This window comes from Chloroflexus sp. (genome assembly GCF_034431535.1).
GTDB lineage: Bacteria > Chloroflexota > Chloroflexia > Chloroflexales > Chloroflexaceae > Chloroflexus.
Map to the genome: position 1 here is coordinate 154,550 of NZ_DAOUDC010000027.1, position 21,290 is coordinate 175,839.

Consider the following 21,290-nt stretch of genomic DNA (forward strand, 5'->3'; position numbering starts at 1 on the left):
CCTCATTCCTCAAGCAGGGCTTGCAAATCGGCCCGATCATCGTCATCGTAAGGTCCAACCACCGCTAGCCACTGTTGCTGAGATCCCAACAAGCGGTGCGCAGCGCGTTGTAAATCGGCAAGGGTGAGCGCATCGATCTCGGCGATGATCTGCTCAATTGGTTGCACCGTCTGGTGGCGGAGCAAGCTAGCGGCGTTGCGCGACGCCACTGCCCACGTGTCTTCCAACGAGAGCAGCAAACTGCCTTTCAGTTGCTCTTTCACCGTCGCCAGCTCTTGCGCCGTCGGGCCGTGCTCGGCTAAATCGCGCACAATCTGGCGCGTCATTGCTACGGCATCGCGCAAGGCCTCCGGCTCTACCCCAGCGTAGATTACCCACATCCCGGTATCGGCAAACTCGTTATGATACGAGCCGATATTGTAGCTGAGACCGTGCTCTTCGCGGATGGTCTGGAACAGGCGCGACGACATACCGCCGCCGAGCAAGGCATCGAGCGCCTGCACCGCGCGCCGGTCGGGGTCGTGGTACGAGACGCCGGGCAGGCCAAGACAGACATTGCCCTGCTCGATCTCGCGCGGCAACAGACTGAGCCGTTGTTCGTGCGGCAACGCTGGTGCCGCGATTGCGACTGGGCGCTGACCGACGGTCAGCTCGGTAAAGGCGCGCTCGATCGCGGGGATCGCTTGTTCGGCGTTGATCTTGCCGGCGACTGATACCACCAGATTGCCAGCATGGTAGCCTTGCCGGAAAAAGCGCAACAGCTCGGCGCGGGATATGGCGCTCACAGTGGCAATGCTGCCGGCGATGTCGCGCCCAAACGGGTGATCGCCCCACATCGTCTGCTGCAACAACTCATGTACGACTTCGGTCGGATTGTCTTGAATCCCGCGAATCTCTTCGATAATCACCCGTCGCTCTTTTTCCAATTCCGTCGCGTCAAACAGCGGGTGTTGCACCATCTCGCTTAACACGTGTAAGGCGCGGTCGAAATGGATCGCGGCGACTTTTGCGTAAAAAGCGGTGGTCTCATAACCGGTTGAGGCATTGAGGTAGCCGCCGACTCCCTCAATCGCCAGCGAAATGGCGTGGGCCGTTGGGTACGCACCGGCGCCCTTAAAGAGCATGTGCTCGATAAAATGGGCGGCGCCGGCCACTTCCGCCGGCTCGTAGCGAGCGCCAATGTCAATGAAACAACCGATCGCTACCGAATGGGTATGCGGCAACTCTTCGATCAGAATGCGAATTCCATTGCGGGTTGTGTGCAAGTATGGCATTGTGTGATTCTTAGGTGTTAGACAACGAAAACAACTACGGTTCGCGCCGCCAGAACTCTAAGCGCGAGGCTGGCTGGCCATGCGATGCCGGAATGTCCATCCGCTCAATCACATAACTGCGCGCGCCATCAGGGAACATCTGCCGGATGCGCAGCCGCTGCTGGCCGGCCCGTGGATCGGGTAGCAGTTCGATCGAGGTCGGCGCTGCGCGTTCGATCATACGCAGCAGATGGGCATAGGTCTTGCCGACTAATTCGCGGGGGTGGCGGCCAACAATCTGATTGGCGAAGACAGTGTTCGCCGCAGCAAGCCGTTCGCTCTCGTCGAGCAAGGCGACGCCTTCGGGGAGACTATCAAACACGATCCGCAACAAATCACGTGAGCGTTGCAATTGATTCGTGCGTTCGGCGATCAGCTCTTCGAGGAGCTGCGTCTGTTCGCGCAAGCGGGCGACGAGCTGCAACGTGGCGCAGACCGTCGCGGTCTGGCGGGCAAACAATTCCAATAGGTTCCAATCAAGGTTGGATGGGGCGGCGTGCGGGCCGGCATAACCGAGTGCCAATCCGCCGATCGACGCGTTGTCGTGGATGAGGGGCAGGGCAATGCAGGTCAGATCGTCGGTCAACGCCATCGTCACCACACTCTGGCTATCAGCCGTCAGTTGAGCTGCGCCGCCGGCAGCGGCGATCGGCGCTTCGAGCGCAAGGTTAGCGGGTGTGATCCAAGCCGGTTGGCTTTGCGGCGAGGGGCGCACAAAGAGCAACCCCCAGCAGGCGGCAAAGGTTTCGGTCGCGATGGTGTGGCACTGCGCCGCCACGTCGCCCAAGGTGTGACTGGCCGTAAATGTCTGGCCGAAATTGAGCAAGGTCAATACATGGTGTTGGCGGAGGCGGCTTTGCTGATGGAGCCGGGCCGCGCCAATCGCAACACCGAGCTGAGCAGCCACGCTCTCGATCAAGATCAGATCGCTGCTGCTAAAGGCATGGGTGGCGAGCCGATAGACGATCAGCACACCGATCGTGGCCGTTGATTGCCGGATCGGCGTGGCGATCAGACTGCCGCCGGCCTGCAATTCGCGGAGCTGGAAGCGACGGATATCGTTGGCCAAATCGAGCAAGACCACACTGCTGCCGTGGCGCAAGGCCCAACCGGCGCTGCCTTGCGTGATCAGCTCAGTGGCTCGTTCAGGCGGCAACAGCCGTGGCGCGCCGAGCGCCGCCGTCAGCGCATGGGCCGGTTGCTGATCGGCGCCAAGCAGCACGACGGTTGCCTCGTCGGCTGGCAGATTGATCGTGACTGACTGTAATGCTTGCTGGGCCAGCGCCAGCGGTTCGAGATCGTCGCGAAACTCGATCCCTAGCCGCGCCAACAGCGATGTTTGCCGGATCAGCGCCTCGGCCAGCGCGTGGGCGGCTAAGGGCGGGCCGGCAGGATGCAACTGGCGGCGCAGTTGAGCGTTGGCGCTGCGCAACTCGCGCACGTGCGCCACCAGTTCGGCGACAGTCAGAGCAGCAAGATCTTCAGTGTCCGGCATAGTCATTCCCGGCAGTATGGCGGCGATCAAGAATCTAGTATACCACGATACTAGCCGGAGACGCTGCCGGACGATAGTTAGCGGATATTCGCCACTTCAACCCCGTTTTGCGCCATGTGGTGCAAGAACAAGACGTGGTGCAAATCGCCGTCGTGAGCATAGATACCCAGCTCGCGCGCCACCGCCACCGGGGTGTCGAAGGTGTCAACCGCATTGGCGGCGACGATCACCCGCCGCTTGAGATTAAAGGCATTGGCTTCGAGCCGTAGATGCATCGCGGCGCTGTAGACGCACAGATCGGTGCAATCGCCAACCAGCACAAAGGTGTCGATCTGCGGATGCTCGGCCAGCCATGCCCCAAAGCGGGTGCCAAGGTGCGAGCTGAGCGAGTTCTTTTCAATCACCACAATCTGATCGGCAAATGGCAGCTCAGCCAGCTCGCGAATCGTCTGGCTTTCGGCAGTGCCGGCCACGCAGTGTGGTGGGTAGGCGGAAAACTCCGGCGTCGCCGGATCGTGGGTGTCTTGGGTCAACACGAAGGCGCGCACTCCTAGCTCGTAGGCGCGATTGAACAGTGTGACCACCGGCTCGACCAGCGCGCCGACCCGTGGCCCGGCCAGCGGCCCCTCTTTGCAGAAGCCGTTGATCATGTCAATCGAACAGAGCGCAACCCGTTCCGGCGTATCGCCAATGATCGTCGCGAGATCAACCTCCGGCAAGGAGTTGTACCACTGCTCCAGATAGGTCAGAAATGGCGCGCTGCGCGTCGCCAAATCATGGATTGTAGGCATCACCGACCTCCTTTATTTGGTGTAAAACTGACACTATTTTATCACAACCGCGTGTGCCCGTCAAGGGATCATCCGCCGGGCAGAGTGTGGTATCGCGTGTCGTTGTGGCGAATCAGCGCGGCCCGGTTTGCAGTTGCGGGATGGTGTGTAACTTGGTTGATCTGTTTGTGTGAGAAAAACCGAATGCCCTATCCTGATGCTGTATTGACGAGTTGTCTGACAATAGAGTGATAACGATGCAACGCGGTAAATTCTTCACCAATTCCGTTGAGGTTTCCAGTATAATGAGATTGGCTCTTACTGTGCGCAAGATTCAGATCGACAGCGTCGCGGTATGGGGGTGGCAGCCGGGAGATGGGCGGCCGATTCGGCTTAGGCGAGGAGGAATAGATCCATGGTGCGCGAACGTTATATTCGTCAGATCAGCGCCTTGCGCGAAGATCTGCTTCGCATGTTCAGTATGGTCGAGCAGCAATTGTTACGCGCTATTCATTGCCTTGAAACGTGGGATACCGTTGCTGCGGCGCAGATTATTCACGATGATCGACAGATCGATGAGGCGTGGCGGGAGTTGGAAGAGAGTGTGATCCACCTGTTGGCTACCCAGCAGCCGGTGGTGGCGTCTGATCTGCGTTTGACCAGCGTGGTGACGGCGATTGCCGGCGAGTTGGAGCGGATCGGCGATTACGCCAACAGCATTGCCAAGCGGGTGCGGCGCGCGTCGCGCCGCGCGGCGTTTGTGGTGCCGCCGCCCCAGATCCACGAGATGGCCCAACTGGCGTTGCAGATGGTCAATACCAGCCTCGAAGCGTTTTTGCGTCAAGATGCCGAGTTGGCTCATTCGCTGACTGCTCACGATGAACGGGTGGATGAGCTGGAAGATACCCTGCGTGCGCTGATCATCGCCGACGCCCGCCAAGACCCTGACCGGTTTGAAGCGGCGATCGATCTGCTTGATATGGTGCATGCCCTTGAGCGCACTGCCGATCGCGCCACCAATATCGGCGAGCGGGTGATCTATTTGGCGACGAATAGCCAGACGACGCTGAACTAGGCTCTATTCGCTGCGGTTGGCAAGGATATAGTATCTGCGTCCTGACCGGTATGAGCGTTGTGCTGCTCCTGCCGCCATTCCATACGAGCCACCTCGCCGGCTGGCAAGCATCCCGGCACGCTCACCGCTTGATGATTATGATATAGTATACCTTGTGAAACGACTCAGCGCCGGCGCTGTTGCCAAGAGTTGCCGGCGCTTGTTTATGGGATGCTTTGGCCAGGAACGCGCTGCGGCGTTCTCTTTCTGGAAGATCTGACGAGGCGGATGTGACGCGACCAACTTATCTCCAAGCTCTAGCCGAACGGGTGTTGATCTACGACGGTGCGATGGGCACCTCGATCGATACCTTTGATCTGACCGCTGCGGATTACGGCGGCGAGGCGACCTTCGGCTGTCGCGATTATCTGGTGATCACCCGTCCCGATGTGATTGAGGCGATCCATTCGTCATTTCTTGAGGCCGGTTGCGATGTGATCGAAACCAATACCTTCCAAAGCACGCGGCTGCGACTAGCCGAATGGGGATTGGGTGATCGCACGATTGAGATCAACCGCGCCGCCGCCGCGCTGGCCCGCCGGGTCGCCGATCGCTTCGCCGAGCGCGATGGCCGTCCGCGCTACGTCGCCGGTTCGATGGGGCCGACTGGCAAGCTGCCCTCGTCAGATGATCCTGAGCTGAGCAATATTACGTTTGCCGAGCTGTCGGATATTTTTCGCGAGCAGGCGATTGGCTTGATCGAGGGGGGCGTTGATCTGTTGCTGGTGGAGACGAGTGTTGACATTCTGGAAGTCAAGGCTGCGCTTGATGGTATCCGGCGGGCTAAGCTCGATCTCAACCGACCTGATATTGCCGTGCAGGCGCAGGTCTTCCTCGATCTCTCCGGGAGGATGTTACTCGGCACTGATGTGCCGGCCCTGATCGCCACTCTCGAAGCGATGTCGGTGGATGTGATCGGGCTTAATTGCGGCACCGGCCCCGAACATATGCGGGCGGCGATCGAGTATCTGACCGCCCATTCGCGGAAGCCGATTTCGTGCATTCCCAATGCCGGTTTGCCGCTTGAGGTGGAAGGCCGCACCGTCTATCCGATGGAGCCGGAGCCGTTTGCCGAGACGCTGGGCGAGTTTGTGCTCGATTACGGCGTGGCGGTCGTCGGCGGCTGTTGTGGCACCCGTCCGGCCCATATCGCCCGTCTGCGCCAAATCTTGGGGGATTCACCCCGCCCCAAACCGCGGCAGGTGGAATATATTCCCAGCGTCAGTTCAGGCATTCGCGCTGCGGCGCTACGCCAAGACGCCACCCTCACCATGATCGGCGAGCGGTTGAATACGCTCGGTTCGCGGAAGGTGAAGCGGCTGCTGCTGCGTGACGATTATGACGGCGCGCTTGAGGTGGCCCGCGAGCAGATTGAGAGCGGCGCGCACATGCTCGATGTCTGTGTGGCGATGACCGAGCGCACCGACGAAAAAGAGCAGATGGCGCGCTTGGTCAAGAAGCTGACCCTCAATATCGAGTTGCCGCTCGTGATCGATACGACCGAGGTTGATGTGCTCGAAGCGGCGTTGGCGATCTATCCCGGCCGGGCGATGATCAACTCGGTGTCGCTTGAGGGCGGGCGCGGCGCGAAGATCGACAAGGTGTTGCCGCTGGCGGCCCGTTACGGTGCGGCAGTGATCGCGATGACGATCGATGAAGAGGGCATGGCGCACACCGCCGAGCGCAAGGCAGCCATCGCCGAGCGGATTGCCCAAATTGCGCGCGATGAGTATGGCTTGCCCGCTGAAGCGCTCGTCTTCGATGTGTTGACCTTCCCGATCACCACCGGTCAAGAAGAGTTGCGCCGGTCGGCGATCGAGACGCTCGAGGGGATCCGGCTCGTTAAGCAACGGATTCCCGGTTGCTTTACCACCCTTGGCGTGAGCAATCTCAGCTTTGGCGTGGCCCCCCATGCCCGCGCCGCGCTCAATTCGGTCTTCCTCTACCACGCCGTGGCCGCCGGTCTCGACACTGCGATTATCAACCCGGCCCACGTGACGCCTTATGCCGAGATCGATCCCGAACAACGCGAGCTGTGCGAAGCCCTGATCTTTGCCCACCGCGAAGATGCACTGGCCCGCTTTATCTCCTATTTCGAGCAGCATGCCGCCAGCAGCGACAACGAGCGCGAAGACCCCACTGCTGGCATGACGGTCGATCAGCGGCTGCATTGGAAGATTCTGCACCGCAAGAAAGAGGGGATCGAGGACGATATCGATCAGGCGGTTGATGAGCGCCTGCAAGCGCTTGGCTTGCGCCTCAGCGATCCGGCGGCGGTGCGCGATGAGCAGGGTGCGTCGCCGCAGGGCCGGGCCGCGGTTGAGGTGTTGAATAACGTGCTGTTGCCGGCGATGAAAGAGGTTGGCGACCTGTTTGGCGCCGGCCAACTGATCTTGCCCTTCGTGTTGCAGAGCGCCGAAGCGATGAAGAAGGCGGTCGCCCGGCTCGAAAACTACCTCGACCGCATCGAAGGTTCGAGCAAGGCGAAGGTGGTGCTGGCTACGGTCTACGGCGATGTGCATGACATCGGCAAGAATCTGGTCAATACCATCCTCTCTAACAACGGCTATACCGTCTATGACCTTGGCAAGCAGGTTCCGATCAACACCATTATCGAAAAGGCGCTGGAAGTGCAGGCCGACGCGATCGGTCTCTCGGCGCTGCTGGTCAGCACCAGTAAACAAATGCCGCTCTGCGTGCAAGAGTTGCACCGGCGCGGGATCAATATTCCGGTGCTGGTCGGCGGTGCGGCGATCAATCGTCAATACGGACAGCGTATCACTTTTGTCGATGAGGAAGAACCGTACTCCGCCGGCGTCTTCTACTGCAAAGATGCCTTCGAGGGGCTCGAGACCATGGATCGGCTGAGCGATCCGGCCATCCGTGAGCAGTTTATCGAGCAGACGATCCGCGAGGCGGCGAACGTACTGCACCGGCGCGTAACCGGGCGGGTGGCGTTGGATGAACTCGGTGCGGCGTCGCAGGCTACTGCCGCTGGTGTGCGTTCGGCGGTGCGCACCGATGTGCCGGTGCCGGTGCCTCCCTTCTGGGGCTGGCGGGCCACGAGCCGCATCCGCCTCAGCGACGTCGTCGAATGCCTTGACCGCAACAGCCTCTACCGGCTGCAATGGGGGGCTAAGAATGCGAAAGGCGCCGAATGGGAGCAGTTGCGGGCCGAGTTCGATCAGAAGGTGCGCGAATTGCTGGTCGAGGCTGAACGTGACGGCTGGTTGCAGCCGAAGGTGATCTACGGCTACTTCCCGGTGCAGAGCGATGGATTGGAGTTGATCGTCTACGATCCGGCCAACCGGTCACGCGAACTGACCCGCTTTGTCTTCCCGCGCCAGCCGGCCCGCGAGCGGCTCTGCATCAGCGACTACTTCCGCAGCGTCGAGAGCGGTGAATATGATGTCGCCGCCTTCCAGATTGTCACCATGGGCAATGCGGTTGACGAACTGGTTGATGAATTGCAGCGGCGCGGCGACTACAGCCGCAGCTACTACATCCACGGTCTCGGCGTCAGTTTAGCCGAGGCGTTGGCCGAATACACTAACCGCCTCATCCGGCAAGGGTTGGGCCTCGACGAGCGGCGGGGCAAGCGGTATTCGTGGGGCTACCCCGCCTGTCCCGATCTCGCCGAGCATGCCAAACTCTGGCGCATCATGCCCGGCGAAGAGATTGGCGTGACCTTGACCGAAGCCTTCCAACTCGTGCCCGAACAAAGCACCGCCGCGATCGTGGTGCATCACCCCGAAGCGAAATATTTCAGCATCGGCAGCGCCATCGAACGAGCCGAAACCGATACCCAATCGTAGGCCGGCGGGGGCGTACGGCCGTGCGCCCCCGCTCCCCCACTGTCATTGCGAGCCGCGCTGCACGTGGTGCAGCACTCCCCCGCGCGCACGGGAGGGGTGCCGGTCTGCCATTGGTCTGCGCTGGAGGGGGCGATTGCTTCGGGGGCTACGCCCCCTCGCAAGGACATCCCGCAAGCGCCCCCGCTCCCCCACTGTCATTGCGAGCCGCGCTGCGCGCAGCGCAGCACTCCCCCGTGCGCACGGAAAATGTCCCCTCAACACTCGTTTGCACGAAATGTTAAACATAACATTTTCTTAATTTATTCCTCCTAGTCCTATCTACTGATATAGCCCAAAAGTCATGTAGATCGCCATAGCACCATCATCTACCTTGTAAAATGAAAGAAATTTCATTTTAGCACCGCTATTCAGGGGCAATAATGAACAACCTGTCATCTTTGGTGTGCTGCCTGATCCTCCTCGGCCTCATCCTCTTTTGGACAGCAACGCCGGTACGCGCTGCTGGCGTCGTTGGCAATGGCACTGCAGCGAGCTGTACCGAAGCGGCGCTGCGCACCGCCGTAGCCGGAGGCGGGCGAGTCACCTTCAACTGCGGTCCCCAACCGTTGACGATAACCCTTTCGAGCCAATTAGAGATACGCCAGCCTACTGAGCTTGACGGCGGCGGCCCACAACAGGGTGGGCGGGTGACGTTGAGCGGCGGTGGACGCACGCGCATTATTTGGCTGTATGACACGGCTCTGACCATCCGCAATCTCACTCTGATTGATGGCCGGAGCGCAGAAGGCGGCGCAATTCGTTCTTCCGGTCTCAATTCGCGGGTGTTCATCTACAACAGCATCTTCCGCAATAACGATAGCACTGCCGGCACGGACGAAGAAGGCGGCGGTGCGATCTCAATGCACTTTGGCCAACTCCACATTGAAGACAGCCTCTTCGAGGACAACCGCGGTATCAACGGCGGTGCGATCTACAATCTACGCTGCCCGATTACTGTGGTACGTTCCACTTTCCGTAACAACGATAGTTCGCATGGCGGCGTTGTGGCCAATTTTGGCTTTGGCGGCGCGATCTACAACGACGGCGCCGGCCAAGCGGGCGTAGGTGACCAAATTGTGATACGCGATAGTATCTTTATCGGCAATAAAGCCCGCAATTTCGGCGGTGCAGTCTATTCGTACCTCTATTATCCCGATCGCTCTGAGATTGAGCGGAGCTTTTTCGCTGACAATATTGTCGCTCTCAATAGCAATAATCGCGCCAGCGGCGGCGCCTTGATGCATCACAACGGCCCGCTCACACTGCGCGATTCGACGTTTGTCAATAATCGTTCGGAAGACATCGGCGGTGCTATCCTAATCGCGCAGACGACCTTCCATTCCGGCTGGAACCGCTCGACCCTTACTAATCTCACTGTGGTGGGCAATCGCGCCGATGCGCCAACCGCTGATCAAGGCAATGGCGGCGGTCTCTACTTCAATGGCGGGCAAGCGACGATGGTGAATGTCACTGTGGCGCAGAATTATGCTGATCGGCTTGGCGGCGGCATCTACAATACGTCCAGCAATAGCGCCGACGTTGAGCTGCGTAATGTGATTATCGCTGGCAACCGACTCGGTAGTGCGCACGACTCGGTGCAATGTTTCGGTATGTTTCGCGGCAGCCGTAACCTGCAAAGTCCTGCCGGTCGCGCCTGCCTAAGCGGTATCACTCAGACCGATCCGCGGCTCGAATCAGCCGTTGCTTACCACGGCGGCCCGCTGCCCACCCTCGCCCTCCTCGCCGGTAGTCCGGCGATCAACGCCGGCACCGATTGCCCGCCGCTCGATCAACGCGGCGCGGTGCGGGTAGGCGCGTGTGATCTAGGGGCGTTCGAGTATGGTAGTGCTGCGCCTGCTAGCCAGCTCTCCCCGCCAACGCTCGTTGGTTTGGCAAGTAATGATGGTGGGCCGGTGATGCAGTTGTCGTTTGACCCAGTTCCCGGCGCTGTGCGGTATGAAGCCGATGCGCGGCGCGACGACGGAGCGACATGGTTATTGCCGGTTATTCATAACAGCATCGTGCTCGATCGGGGTCGCTATACCATCCGTCTCCGCGCCTGCAACGAGATTGTGTGCAGTGCATTTAGCAATGGCTTGAGCGTGGAAGTGACACAGGCGCCGGTCAAACTATTCATTCCCCTCGTTGGACGGTGAGAAGTTCAGCTCGGCGAAATCAACCACCTGATTGCGCCCGCTGCGCTTGGCTGTGTAGAGTGCTGTATCGGCGTGTTGGATGATCAGATGCATGGTTTGGTCAGCTGATTCACACACCACGAATCCGATCGAGATGGTGATCGGCCCCAACAGTTGGCCGGCAAAGGCGATCTGCCGCCGCTGTACCGTCTCACGGAGGCGTTGCAAGCGCGTTTGGGCCGTTGCGCGATTGATACCCGGCAGGATTAAGACGAACTCTTCGCCGCCATAGCGGCAAGCCAGATCACTCTGGCGTAAATGCTCGCGAAAGATAATCGCTAGCTCGCGCAAGAGCACATCGCCGGCGTCGTGGCCATACTGGTCGTTGAATTGCTTGAAGTGGTCAATATCAATCATCGCCACCGTGAGCGGCACTTGTTCGCGCTGCGCGCGGTGCAGCTCGCGCGGCAGGCTTGACTCGAGATAGCGCCGGTTGTACAGGCCAGTTAATGGATCGATGATCGCCTGTTCACGCAAGGTTGTGCGCAACTCAAGATTAGAGAGCGCCAGCTTAATCGTGTCGCCGGTCATGACAATCAGTTCGCTGCGCGGTAATTCGCTCCCGGCAATGTGGATCAGGCCGTAGATTTCTCCCTGTACGACGAGCGGGACGCAACACGTGCAATCGTCAGGATGCGTGCGGATATGAGCGCAGCGCAGGCCTTCGCCAGCGCAGGTGCGGTGGATCAAGCCACGCCGCAAGGCCCAGCATTGGTCGATCGTCAGCGAAGGTGGGGCGGTTGTGGTGGCGCCCCATGAAGCCACCAGGTTCAGATTGGCCGTTCCCGGTTGCCGCACCATCAGATACCCGCTCTGGTGAGGGAAGATTCGCTGCAAGCTAAAGGCAATGACTCCAGCAGCTTCATTGATGGTTTGACAGACTTGCAAGAGGTCGTGCAATTCGTTGACCATCAGGATCTCGGCGGCCTGCCGGCGCGCTTCAACCATGGCTGATTCCAGCCGCTGATTGGCTTTCATCAACAGCATTTCGAAGTGGCGTCGTTCACTGATGTCGCGATTAACGGCGACAATGCCGGTGGGGGTGCCGTACTCGTCACGGATTAATACCACGATCGAATGAATGGGAATGTACTTGCCATCGCGGCGCCGTTGCTCAATTTCGCCCTCCCAGCGGCCAGTTTCGCGTAAGATGGCGGCTGCTTCGTCGCGGGTCGTATCGCTGAAACGAGTCTCGAAGAAGGTTTGCAACCGCTTGCCGATCACCTCTTCCTCTGTCCAGCCGTAGATCTGTTCAGCGCCGCGATTCCAACTGATGACGGTATAGTTGAGATCGGTGGCAATCACGGCGTCGGCGATCTGGTTCAGCAATTCCGCCTGCTGGCGAATGCGGCGGTTAAGCTGATGCTGGTCGTGAATATCGTGCCAGATGGCCACAAAACCATCATTGAGCTTGCCGGCATGCACTTCGACATAGCGTTGCTCGCCGGATGGCTTGACAATGGTGGTTGTACGGCGTATTGGCGCGCCGGTCTCGATCAACCGGCGTACATCGGCAAAGGTGCCATCATTCGCATAGTGCGGAAAGAGATCGAGCAACCGTTGGTTCAGCAACTCCTCGCGACGGTACCCGGTTGCGCTGCACATCGCCGCATTTACCACCGTGATTCGCGCATCGACGATCTGGCCGGGCAGATTGCGCACTGCGACATACACGCCAAAGGGGTCGGGCATCGTTTCAATGGCTGTGCGGAAGAGAGTAGCACTGTCAGTATCAGATGGCGCTGCGGTGGTGATGACGGCTAGAGTACCGCCTTGCAGGCACTGGAGCGGTTGTACAGAGTAGCTGGTCGCGCCAATCGTGATCGTGATGGTTTCGCCATTCAATGCGCGTTCGTAACTGCGCGTCCATTGGGTATAGTCCTCAACTGCAGATGGATCAGGCAACGCTCGATCACCGGATTGGCTATTGATTGGAAAACCCGCCGGTGGTTTGGTGCGGAAGGCGGTGTTGGCATAGATCAGCCGGTAGTCCTGATCAACAATCCATACTGCCATGGGAAGTCGATCGAGAATCTCCGTTGCTACAGCACGGTCAACATCTGACCAGCGCGGCTCTGGCAGGTTTGGGGATAGGCTTGACGATGCCATAGCGTTTCTCCCGATCAGTTATTTGCCTGCTTCTCATCATAGCCCATTCGGTGTAGGGCCACCGAAAAGACTTAGCGACACAATGCGCAGATTTAGCTATTGTTGGCTCTTGTCTTACCTGCCCATTCCTTGTTCGCCCGCCATTGTTGGCCTGCTGCTCCCTTCCCCGCCGCCTGCTAATGCGCTTTCTGCGTCTGCATGCGCTGTCACCCGCCACGCCGCTGGAGTGCGCAGCCAGTTCAGCAAGACACCGCTAAGGATGGCCGTTTCGATGATGCTACTAGCAACCGTCGCAATTGGTACCGCCAGCACGCCTACCACCGGCCAGAGAGCTGTCGCAACGGCAATCCGGCTGACCAGTTGCGCAATGTTAGCCAATAAAGGGGTGCGCGCATCGCCAAGCGCCACCAACGCTCGTCCGCTAATCTCAACTATCACATATACTGGTAATCCACCGGCAAAAATCAGGAGAATGGCAAAGGTAAGATCACCCGCTGCGTTGTCAAACGCTCCCCGCTCGAACAGCAGCCGGATCAGCCAGCGTCCGCCTCCTGCCAGCGCCAACCCGCTCAGTGTCGCCAAGGCGACGGCGGCGGCGGTTGCCCAGAGCCAGCGTTGCCTGAAGCGGAAACGGTTGCGGGCAATCGCGGCGGCGGCAAGGTAGGGGTAGACCGCTTGCCCAATCGCCGTGCCACAGAGCCGTTGCGGCAAATGGCCCAACAAGAGTGCATTATGCATGGCGCCGAGACCGGCGGCTTGCGCGCCTAAGCTAGCAATCGCTGAGTCAACAATCGCGTTGCCGTAGTTGATCGTGCCCGAAATCGCGCCGGGAATGGCTAACCGTAGCGTTCCCCGCACTAGCGAATCGCGCAGGCGCCATGCCGGTCGCAGGCGAAGCCGATGGTGAACAAGCGCCGGGATGAGTAACAGCAGTTGCATGGCCGTGTCGCCAAGCGAACCAATGGCTGCCGTAATAATGGTTGCTTGGGGGAAAAGTAGGGTGATGATTATGAAGGTGTTTCGCACGGCAATGCCAAGCGCCGGCAAGAGAAACTGGCCGCGCGCAATTAACACCGCGCTCAGTACGCCATACGCGACTTGCAGCACAATTTCGATGACAAGGATCCGAGTGAGCAACGCCGCTAACGCTTGCGTAGCCGGATCAAGTCCCGGCGCTACCAGCCAACGCAACAGCGGCGGCGCTGCGAGGCCAAGAGCGAGCGTGAATGGCGTGGCGACGACGATCATCAGGGTGAGCACCCGGTTGATCAGGCTTACGATGGTGTCGTGGTTTTGGCGCGCCGCCAGCAAAAGATGCGGAATGAGGGCATTGGTCAACGCACCGCCGGCAATCAGGGTGCTAACCGTTTCTGAAAGACGCAAGGCGGCGTAGAGCGCCGCCGCCTCTTCGCCGATGCCAAAGCGCGCGTTGAACAGGATTTGCCGCACGACTCCCAGCGCTGCCGATACGAGAAACGCGGCCATAAAGAGCAGCGATCCTTCGCTCGTTGAGAACGAAATGGTGTGCCATGTGCGGAGCGGAGTTTGGAAGAGGCGGTGAAAGAGCATGCAGAAGGTCTAAGAGCTTTCTGAGCGTTGAACGAGTGTTTTCTGATAAAGTGGCAGCATGTTATGGATAGCGATCCTCTGTCCTTCGATTATAATGCATGATCGCTGCGGATAGGAGGCGGAAACCTTGGCCCCTTGAGCGTGTAATGGGCAACTCGTGGCCCCGCTTCTTCGCCGGCGGTGAACAACTATACCATCTAGCAGAAGAAGGCTCAACGCCGATGCCTCTTCTCTTCACCAGTAATAACCAGTTGTGTTTATCCATCGGTGAGATAGCTTGCTTCAGTCACTCAGTGCTAGACGTGAACACACCATACGCACCATCGTATCGCCCCGGTGGGGAAGGTTGAGCATGCGGGGTAGCGTCGAATGGCGACCCAATGATCGGTCTGCAACTCTGCAACTGGTCTGTGCGAGCGAGAGCGTTGTTCGTCATCTTACGCTATTGCCTTTTGCGTATTGTTATATTGCAAAACCAAACTTCTCGCTAGCGATAATTGATCATTCACGAGTGCAATCGTGCGCTCTTGATCATCGTGCTATCTGTTCTGGTTTTCGTCTGTTCGTTCTATGTGCCGGCGCGGTATCGCCTCAACTTTAATCTGCCGATGGATGTAGCTAATCGCGGGGTTGGCGTGGTCGAGTTCGGCGGTACTGGCCCGTTTCGCTGGTTTGCTACCCAATCCACCATTGAGCTGCCGGCGCTGAGCCACGCTCCGTATCGCCTGTTAATCGAAATGCACGGCTTTGGCGTTGATTCACGGCAGTTGCTTATTCGTATGAACGATGGGTTTGCTGCTAATCTTAATGTTCCCGCAGGGTGGAGCCGCGTAGATGTGCTGATACCCGCCGAGGTGACCCTGCCTGCTGGCAATCAATTGTCGTTGAGCATTCAACCATTGCCGCCGTATAACGAAGAACGATTGGGGATTGCAGTAACCCGATTTGAGTTACACCAACTGACACTAGGTTCACTGCCCGTAACGTGGATGATCTGGTTGCTGGCGGCGTTCCCGTTACTCTTCCTTGGTGGATACGCTCTCCGCTTGCCACTGCTCGATCAGGCGATTCTCGTGCTCGTGTTCGCAGTCAGCGCTGGATATGCCGTAGCGATGTGGCGGTTGCAAACGGTAACCATCTGGCCCCTATTCCTTGTCGCGCTGGCAGGAATGACCGCCGGTTATTGGTTGCTCCGGTTGTTCTGGTCGGTAGCCGCCAGCGTGTATCAGTATAGTTTTCACGGGTTTGTCTCGTGGCTGGTGTTTTATTTGTACTGCACGTCGTCGGCATGAATGCGTTGTCGTTTGTTGATATCGACCATCGGGGTCGCGCAAATCACGTCTTGCGCATTGCTGCCGGTCAGAGCGATGTGGGGCAAAGCCGGTTTGCCAATCAATATGAGTGAGGATCGAAACGGTTCCGTATTCATTGCTGAGTTATTACCCCTTCGTGCCCTTGGCTGCGATCTTTCCGACGACCTTGTCGATGACAGTTGCGCTCAAGGTGTTGGTGAGTCTGCTCGACGCGACCACCCCCTGTTGCTGTATCTACTGCTGGTGCGATCTGGCGATCATCCGCGCGCCGGGTTTCTGGCCGGCGCGTTGTTCGCCGGCTTGCCGGTTACGCATCTCTAATCTCTCTATTTCACGATGGCAGTTATCCGACTATTCTGGGGGTGTGGTAGGTCGTTGTAACCCTCGTGGTTGTTAATGAAGCTGTGCAACGCGCTCGCTGATCGGCGCTGACCAGCGTGCTGGTGAGTGGGGCATTGTTGGTGGTGTTACTGATCTATGTGACCCATGCCGTGTTTGTGCCGCTGGTCGTCGGGGTGGCAAGCCTGTTGGCGTGGTGCGCGCGGGCTGAGCTGGCGGCGGTGGGGTTGCAGGTGTTGGCGGCGCTGGTGGTCAGTATTGTGCTGGCGCTGGCGCTCTATTACGGGCAATACGTCCTACCGACCCTGACCGCGCTGGCGGCGCGCTTGGCCGAGAGCGATCAGTTCGGGCACGACCGGTTGCCGTCACCTTTGGTCGGTTCGTTGTTTGCCCAGATGTGGGGCCATAGCCGGGTGTTGCTGCTTGTGCTCGTGCCGCTTGGGATGGCGAGATTGGCGCGGCGTGGCTGGACGTGGACAGCCGGCGTGATGGCGGGGTATCTGGTGGTGTTGGCGCTGGGGATGATCATTGATCACCAGTTTAGTCTCTGGCATAAGCATTGGTACTTCAGCCTGCCGGCGCTGGCGATTCTCGCCGGGGTTGCATTGGCTCGGATTGCCTAGTATCATATCGCCGGCAAGGTGGCGACTGGCGCGCTCGTAAGCTATTTGTTGGTCGAGAGTACGGTGGCGTGGTTGCTGCGCGCGTTGCTCTATCAATGGTCGTTGCAGACGCTGTAAGCTTTCCTGCGCGCAATCGTTCGCGAAATCGGTCAACGAGCAAGCAAACCCATCTTGACGCTAACCAATCGCTTTGAGCAATTGCGCCGGTTCCTTGCCCAAGCAAATCGCCTAGGCCAATCATAAGAATCGTATGCTGCCAACGCCTCGCCTGCTCCTACTGGTTTTGCTGGCTGCGCCGCTGATCGCTGGCGCGGCATTTGTGCCGTTGTTGAGTTGGGTGGCTGTCGTCTATGTGCTGATGGTGGGTGGGGTGTTGATTAGCGATGTGCTGCTCTCACCCCGGCCCGACCAGATCGAGGTCGAGCGATTGCACGAGCAGCGTCTCTCCCTCGGCGCTGCTAACCTGATCGCCATTCTCGTTACCAATGCCGCCTCGCGCCCGCTCCGCTTCACCTTGCGCGATGAGTATCCGGTGGAGATGCCGGTTGACGCCGATTTGCTGGCCGGCGTTGCCGAGCCGTTTGGCTTGTGCGAACTACGCTACCATGTTCGCCCGCAACGTCGCGGCGACTACCAGTTTGGCGATGTGGTGATCCGTTACGAGGGCGTGCTTGGTTGTCATCGCCGGCAAGTCCGCTTCCCCGCCGCGCAGAAGGTACAGGTCTATCCGAATTTACTAGAAGCGCGAAAATACGATCTCGTGATTCGACGTGGTCAGTTGCGCACCATCGGGTTGCGCTCGATTCGCCAATTAGGGCAGGGCGGCGAGTTTGAACATCTGCGCGAATATACGACCGATGACGAATATCGCCGGATCAATTGGAAGGCGACGGCGCGCCGCGGCAAACCGATCGTTGCCGAAATCGAAGCTGAACGCAGCCAGCAGATCGTCTGTGTGATCGATGCCGGGCGCTTGATGGCTGCGCCGGTCGCCGATCCGCTCCAACCTGATGACACTGGTTTGACCCGGCTCGATTACGTGGTCAATACGGCGCTGATGCTGAGCTATGTGGTGATCGGGAAGGGTGATCAAGCCGGGATGCTCACCTTTGCCGGCAAAGTCGAGAACTTTATTCCCCCGCGCAAGGGCAAGGCCCAGTTCCAACGCCTGCTTGAAGCGTTGTACAATGTGCAGGCCCAGCCGGTTGAGGCCGATATAGCGGAGGCATTAGCCTACCTCGATCAGCGCCAGCAACGGCGGGCGCTGGTGATCATCTTTACCGATTTAGCTAATCCGGCGGCAGTGCAACCGCTCATCACCCACATCCGCCGGCTCGCTCGCCGTCACCTGCCGCTCTGTGTCACGATTAGCGATCCGAACATCGTCAATGTGGCCGGACGCCCGGTGCAAGATAGCCACGGCCTGTTTCGCCGGTTAGTCGCCGAACAGTTGGCCGATGAGCGGCGCGCGTTGCTCGACCAGATCCAGTGCAGTGGTGCTCTGACTCTCGACGTGCCGGCGACATCGCTGACCGTCTCGGTGGTTAATACCTACCTGCGCCTGAAGGAAGAGGCCCGTTTGTAACGAGATTGATCCGCGTGAAGACGCCAAGCGTTGTTCTGAGACCGGCCCGACGGCGGGAAGGTGGAGCGCGAGCCGCTGGCCCGTCTGACGGCGGGAAGGTGGAGCGCGAGTCGCTGGCCCGCCCGACGGTGGGATCGCTGATGGGTGGATGCGCTGCATCCGCCAAGGAGCGTCCAGCAGCCGGCTTCCAGATGTCATTGCGAGCCGCGCGGAGCGCGGCGAAGCAATCCCCTGCGAGCGGGAGTCAATCCTGCGCGCGATCGGTTCAATCGCTTCTAGCGATGCTCAACCGGTATTGCGGCTCGCCTGTGTTAGCAAGCGCATGCCCCTAATGGTACACTAGAGATGGGAACTACTCGTTGCGCGCGTGCCGGCCTGCATTGGTCTGATCTAAACTATGCCACATCTCGTCTTGGCCATCTTGCTCATCATCATAAGCTGGTTGCCCAGCGTACCGCTAGCTCAAGCCACGCCGATCCGCACCGTTGAAATTGGTCGCTCGGCTGAGGGCCGCCCCATCGAGGCCGTCATCTTCGGCGATGGCCCACGTAAGTTGGTGGTGGTGGGGGCGACCCACGGCGCACCCGAAGCCAATACCTATCGGCTGGCCTTGGCGCTGATCGAGCATTTTCGTGCTAATCCGTCCGAAGTGCCGCCTGAGGTACGGCTCGTGATCATTCCGCTGCTTAATCCTGACGGCATGGCTAGGGGCTGGCGGTTTGACGCTGCTGGCGTTGATCTCAACCGCAATATGGATACCAGCCACGATGCCTGCCCAGAAAACGACTGGCGGCAACGGGTGCAAGGCGCGCGCGGGATTGTCTCAGATACCGGCGGCCCTTATCCTGACTCCCAAGTAGAAACGCGCCTCATCCGCGCCTTCTTGCTCGATGCCGCCGGCGCCATCTTTCTCCACTCCAATGCCGGGTTGGTCTTTCCGACCAGTTGCGAACATCAGCCATCCATTGCCATGGCTCAAGTGTACGCCGCTGCTGCCGGTTACGAATATGCCCGCTTCTGGGATCGCTACGCCATCACCGGCGGGATGCACGATTGGGCCGGTGGTCTTGGCATTACCGCCATTACCCCCGAACTCGTCACCGGCGATCAGCCTGAGGTAGCCGAGAATCTTGCTGGACTGCGCGCAGTGCTCGCTAATGCCGTCGAAGTGTTGCCGTTGCCCGCGCCGGGGATCATCAATGAAACGCCGGTACCGGCAGTCATCTATCGCTTCTGGCGTGCGCTTGGCGGTGCAGAGCGTTTTGGCGCCCCGCTCGCGCCAGCCGAGATTTCACCCGCTGGTATGCGCCAACCCTTCGCCCGCGCCGTGATCGTGGTTGATGAAACGTTGCGCGATACCGTCACCTATGTGCAGATGGCGCCGTTGGGCGCAAAGGCGGCGGCGGCGCAAGCGTATGGCGGCGGCGAAGCAATGGGCCGGCCCGCTGATTGGCCGTCCGGCCCGTTTGCCCCGTATTGGCAGCGCAATGGTGACCAGATGCTCTTCGGCGATCCGCTGAGCGCACCGCTGACTACGACCTTGACCGATGGCAGCCAGCGTGTAGTCCAGTATTTCGAGCGCGCTGTGCTGTTGCTCGATCCGGCCACTAATCAGATCGAACTGGCCCCGCTTGGAGAATGGGAGATGGCGCGGGCGCAACTCACGCTCCCGCTCGCCCCGCACACTATTCGCTAATGCTCACCACTCTGTTCCCTGATCCCTACTCCCCGCTCCCCACCAACGTTACCCTCCCGCACACCGGGCACGTGCGGGCATCAGTCGTTGGCGCCGGCCCTCCCGGCAAGCGCGCACCGCACGGGCAAACATACCCAACCAGCCGGGCCGGATTGCCCATCACCAACCCGTAATCTGGCACATCGCGCGTCACCACCGCCCCAGCGGCTACCATCGCAAACCGGCCAATCGTGATCCCGCACACAATCGTTGCATTCGCGCCAATGCTGGCCCCGTAACGCACCAGTGTCGGCGCTACTGTCCAATCATCCGCCCCTTTCAGCGTCCCATTCGGGTTGATCGCTCGCGGGGTTTTGTCGTTGGTAAAGCAAGCGTGCGGCCCCACAAAGACCCCATCCTCGATCGTGACGCCGTGAAACACCGAGACATTGCTTTGCATTTTGACCCGGTTGCCGATTTTGACCCCGGCATCGAGATAACACCCCTTGCCAATGATCGACTCACTGCCAACGGTCACTCCTTCACGGATCTGCGTCCAATGCCACACACGGGTGTTTTCACCAATGTGAGCGCGCGGATCGACGGTTGCGGTCAGATGGATGATGGCTTGACTCATTGCGGCTGCTCCTTGAATACGGCGAGCAATCAGAAACCCTATGCGCGTAATTGGTCTGTCACCCATTGGAGAATGGCATCCATATGAATTGATTCGGGAACCGTCGTATCAACTGTCAGTAGTGGGCCGCCAATTGGTAAGGGGGTAATATCGCCGCGTGTGCGCACGACTTCCAAATCCGCCGGCGACATATCATCGCAATGACCAGGGTGGCGCTGGCCGAGTGCCACGCGCCGAATAATGCGTGCGGCCAACACATGGCCGTTGGCGACGCAGCGGATCTGAACCGGACGAAAGGGGGCAATCGCTTGTAAGCGTTGCATGCGCGGTGTGTCGAGATCAACGCGAAAGTTGCTTTCCATAATAACCGATTGGCCGCTGGCCAAAATCGTTGCCGCAGTGTGGTAGAGCATCGTAATCGCTGTTGCCCCTACTTGCCGCGACCATTCCCGATCCGACCAACCAAGTCCATCGAACATCAGTTCTTTAAAAGCGTCTTTGCTCAATAGCGGTAGGCGCAGACCAGCGGCCAGCGCTTGCGAGAGGGTGGTTTTGCCGGTTGCCGGATGCCCGGTGACGATGATCAAGGTTGGAATTTGCACGCTTGTTATTATACATCGCGTTGGATCTCCTTGCCGGGGGTAGCGGTGAGGGGTGGGTACATCAGACTACCACCGAGGATGCAGACGATAGAGTTCA

15 protein-coding genes are annotated in these 21,290 nt (G+C 59.3%); 8 read left to right on the forward strand and 7 right to left on the reverse strand.

Annotation, left to right across the window (positions count from 1 at the left end):
* Positions 1 to 2: 2 nt before the first annotated feature.
* The 3 genes from U9R61_RS07390 to U9R61_RS07400 all read right to left on the reverse strand — a co-directional run bounded on the left by U9R61_RS07390 (position 3) and on the right by U9R61_RS07400 (position 3,599).
* Positions 3 to 1,274: a pitrilysin family protein gene (locus U9R61_RS07390; protein WP_322488173.1), complete on the reverse strand. Its 1,272-nt coding sequence runs from the start codon at positions 1,272 to 1,274 to the stop codon at positions 3 to 5.
* Between the two features lie 34 nt (positions 1,275 to 1,308).
* On the reverse strand, positions 1,309 to 2,808 hold the full coding sequence (locus U9R61_RS07395) for a GAF domain-containing protein (RefSeq protein ID WP_322488174.1): 1,500 nt from the start codon (positions 2,806 to 2,808) through the stop codon (positions 1,309 to 1,311).
* 77 nt (positions 2,809 to 2,885) lie between these two features.
* Positions 2,886 to 3,599 (reverse strand): isochorismatase family cysteine hydrolase, encoded by a 714-nt coding sequence (locus U9R61_RS07400; protein ID WP_322488175.1) that lies wholly within the window; start codon positions 3,597 to 3,599, stop codon positions 2,886 to 2,888.
* A 394-nt stretch (positions 3,600 to 3,993) separates the two neighbouring features.
* Here U9R61_RS07400 and phoU point away from each other — a divergent pair, with 394 nt between their 5' ends.
* From phoU to U9R61_RS07415, 3 genes are all read left to right on the forward strand, one after another.
* Positions 3,994 to 4,653, forward strand: coding sequence for a phosphate signaling complex protein PhoU (phoU, locus tag U9R61_RS07405; RefSeq protein WP_322488176.1), 660 nt, complete (start codon positions 3,994 to 3,996; stop codon positions 4,651 to 4,653).
* Positions 4,654 to 4,922: 269 nt separating this feature from the next.
* Positions 4,923 to 8,507, forward strand: a complete 3,585-nt coding sequence (gene metH, locus U9R61_RS07410; protein ID WP_322488177.1) for a methionine synthase — start codon at positions 4,923 to 4,925, stop codon at positions 8,505 to 8,507.
* A gap of 419 nt (positions 8,508 to 8,926) precedes the next feature.
* On the forward strand, positions 8,927 to 10,702 hold the full coding sequence (locus U9R61_RS07415; protein WP_322488178.1) for a choice-of-anchor Q domain-containing protein: 1,776 nt from the start codon (positions 8,927 to 8,929) through the stop codon (positions 10,700 to 10,702).
* On the opposite strand, the gene U9R61_RS07420 is transcribed toward U9R61_RS07415, so the two are convergent.
* Entirely contained in the window at positions 10,676 to 12,757 is a 2,082-nt protein-coding gene (locus U9R61_RS07420; protein WP_322488179.1) for a diguanylate cyclase, read from the reverse strand. The genes U9R61_RS07415 and U9R61_RS07420 overlap by 27 nt on opposite strands.
* A gap of 207 nt (positions 12,758 to 12,964) precedes the next feature.
* Positions 12,965 to 14,419 carry a murein biosynthesis integral membrane protein MurJ gene (gene murJ, locus U9R61_RS07425; RefSeq protein ID WP_322488180.1) on the reverse strand — a complete coding sequence of 485 codons (1,455 nt, stop codon included), beginning with the start codon at positions 14,417 to 14,419 and terminating at the stop codon, positions 12,965 to 12,967.
* 536 nt (positions 14,420 to 14,955) lie between these two features.
* Here murJ and U9R61_RS07430 point away from each other — a divergent pair.
* From U9R61_RS07430 to U9R61_RS07450, 5 genes are all read left to right on the forward strand, one after another.
* On the forward strand, positions 14,956 to 15,711 hold the full coding sequence (locus U9R61_RS07430) for a hypothetical protein (RefSeq protein ID WP_322488181.1): 756 nt from the start codon (positions 14,956 to 14,958) through the stop codon (positions 15,709 to 15,711).
* A 12-nt stretch (positions 15,712 to 15,723) separates the two neighbouring features.
* A complete protein-coding gene (locus tag U9R61_RS07435) occupies positions 15,724 to 16,053 on the forward strand; it encodes a hypothetical protein (RefSeq protein WP_322488182.1) in 330 nt (109 codons plus the stop codon).
* 122 nt (positions 16,054 to 16,175) lie between these two features.
* The gene (locus U9R61_RS07440; protein WP_322488183.1) at positions 16,176 to 16,694 is read left to right on the forward strand and encodes a hypothetical protein; all 519 of its coding nucleotides are present in this window, start codon (positions 16,176 to 16,178) and stop codon (positions 16,692 to 16,694) included.
* A 250-nt stretch (positions 16,695 to 16,944) separates the two neighbouring features.
* Positions 16,945 to 18,279 (forward strand): DUF58 domain-containing protein, encoded by a 1,335-nt coding sequence (locus tag U9R61_RS07445; RefSeq protein WP_322488184.1) that lies wholly within the window; start codon positions 16,945 to 16,947, stop codon positions 18,277 to 18,279.
* A 397-nt stretch (positions 18,280 to 18,676) separates the two neighbouring features.
* Positions 18,677 to 19,975 (forward strand): M14 family metallopeptidase, encoded by a 1,299-nt coding sequence (locus U9R61_RS07450; RefSeq protein ID WP_322488185.1) that lies wholly within the window; start codon positions 18,677 to 18,679, stop codon positions 19,973 to 19,975.
* Between the two features lie 25 nt (positions 19,976 to 20,000).
* On the opposite strand, the gene U9R61_RS07455 is transcribed toward U9R61_RS07450, so the two are convergent.
* Together U9R61_RS07455 and U9R61_RS07460 are read right to left on the reverse strand one after the other, a co-directional pair.
* On the reverse strand, positions 20,001 to 20,591 hold the full coding sequence (locus U9R61_RS07455; protein ID WP_322488186.1) for an acyltransferase: 591 nt from the start codon (positions 20,589 to 20,591) through the stop codon (positions 20,001 to 20,003).
* 38 nt (positions 20,592 to 20,629) lie between these two features.
* On the reverse strand, positions 20,630 to 21,193 hold the full coding sequence (locus tag U9R61_RS07460; RefSeq protein ID WP_322488187.1) for an AAA family ATPase: 564 nt from the start codon (positions 21,191 to 21,193) through the stop codon (positions 20,630 to 20,632).
* Positions 21,194 to 21,290 lie beyond the last annotated feature (97 nt).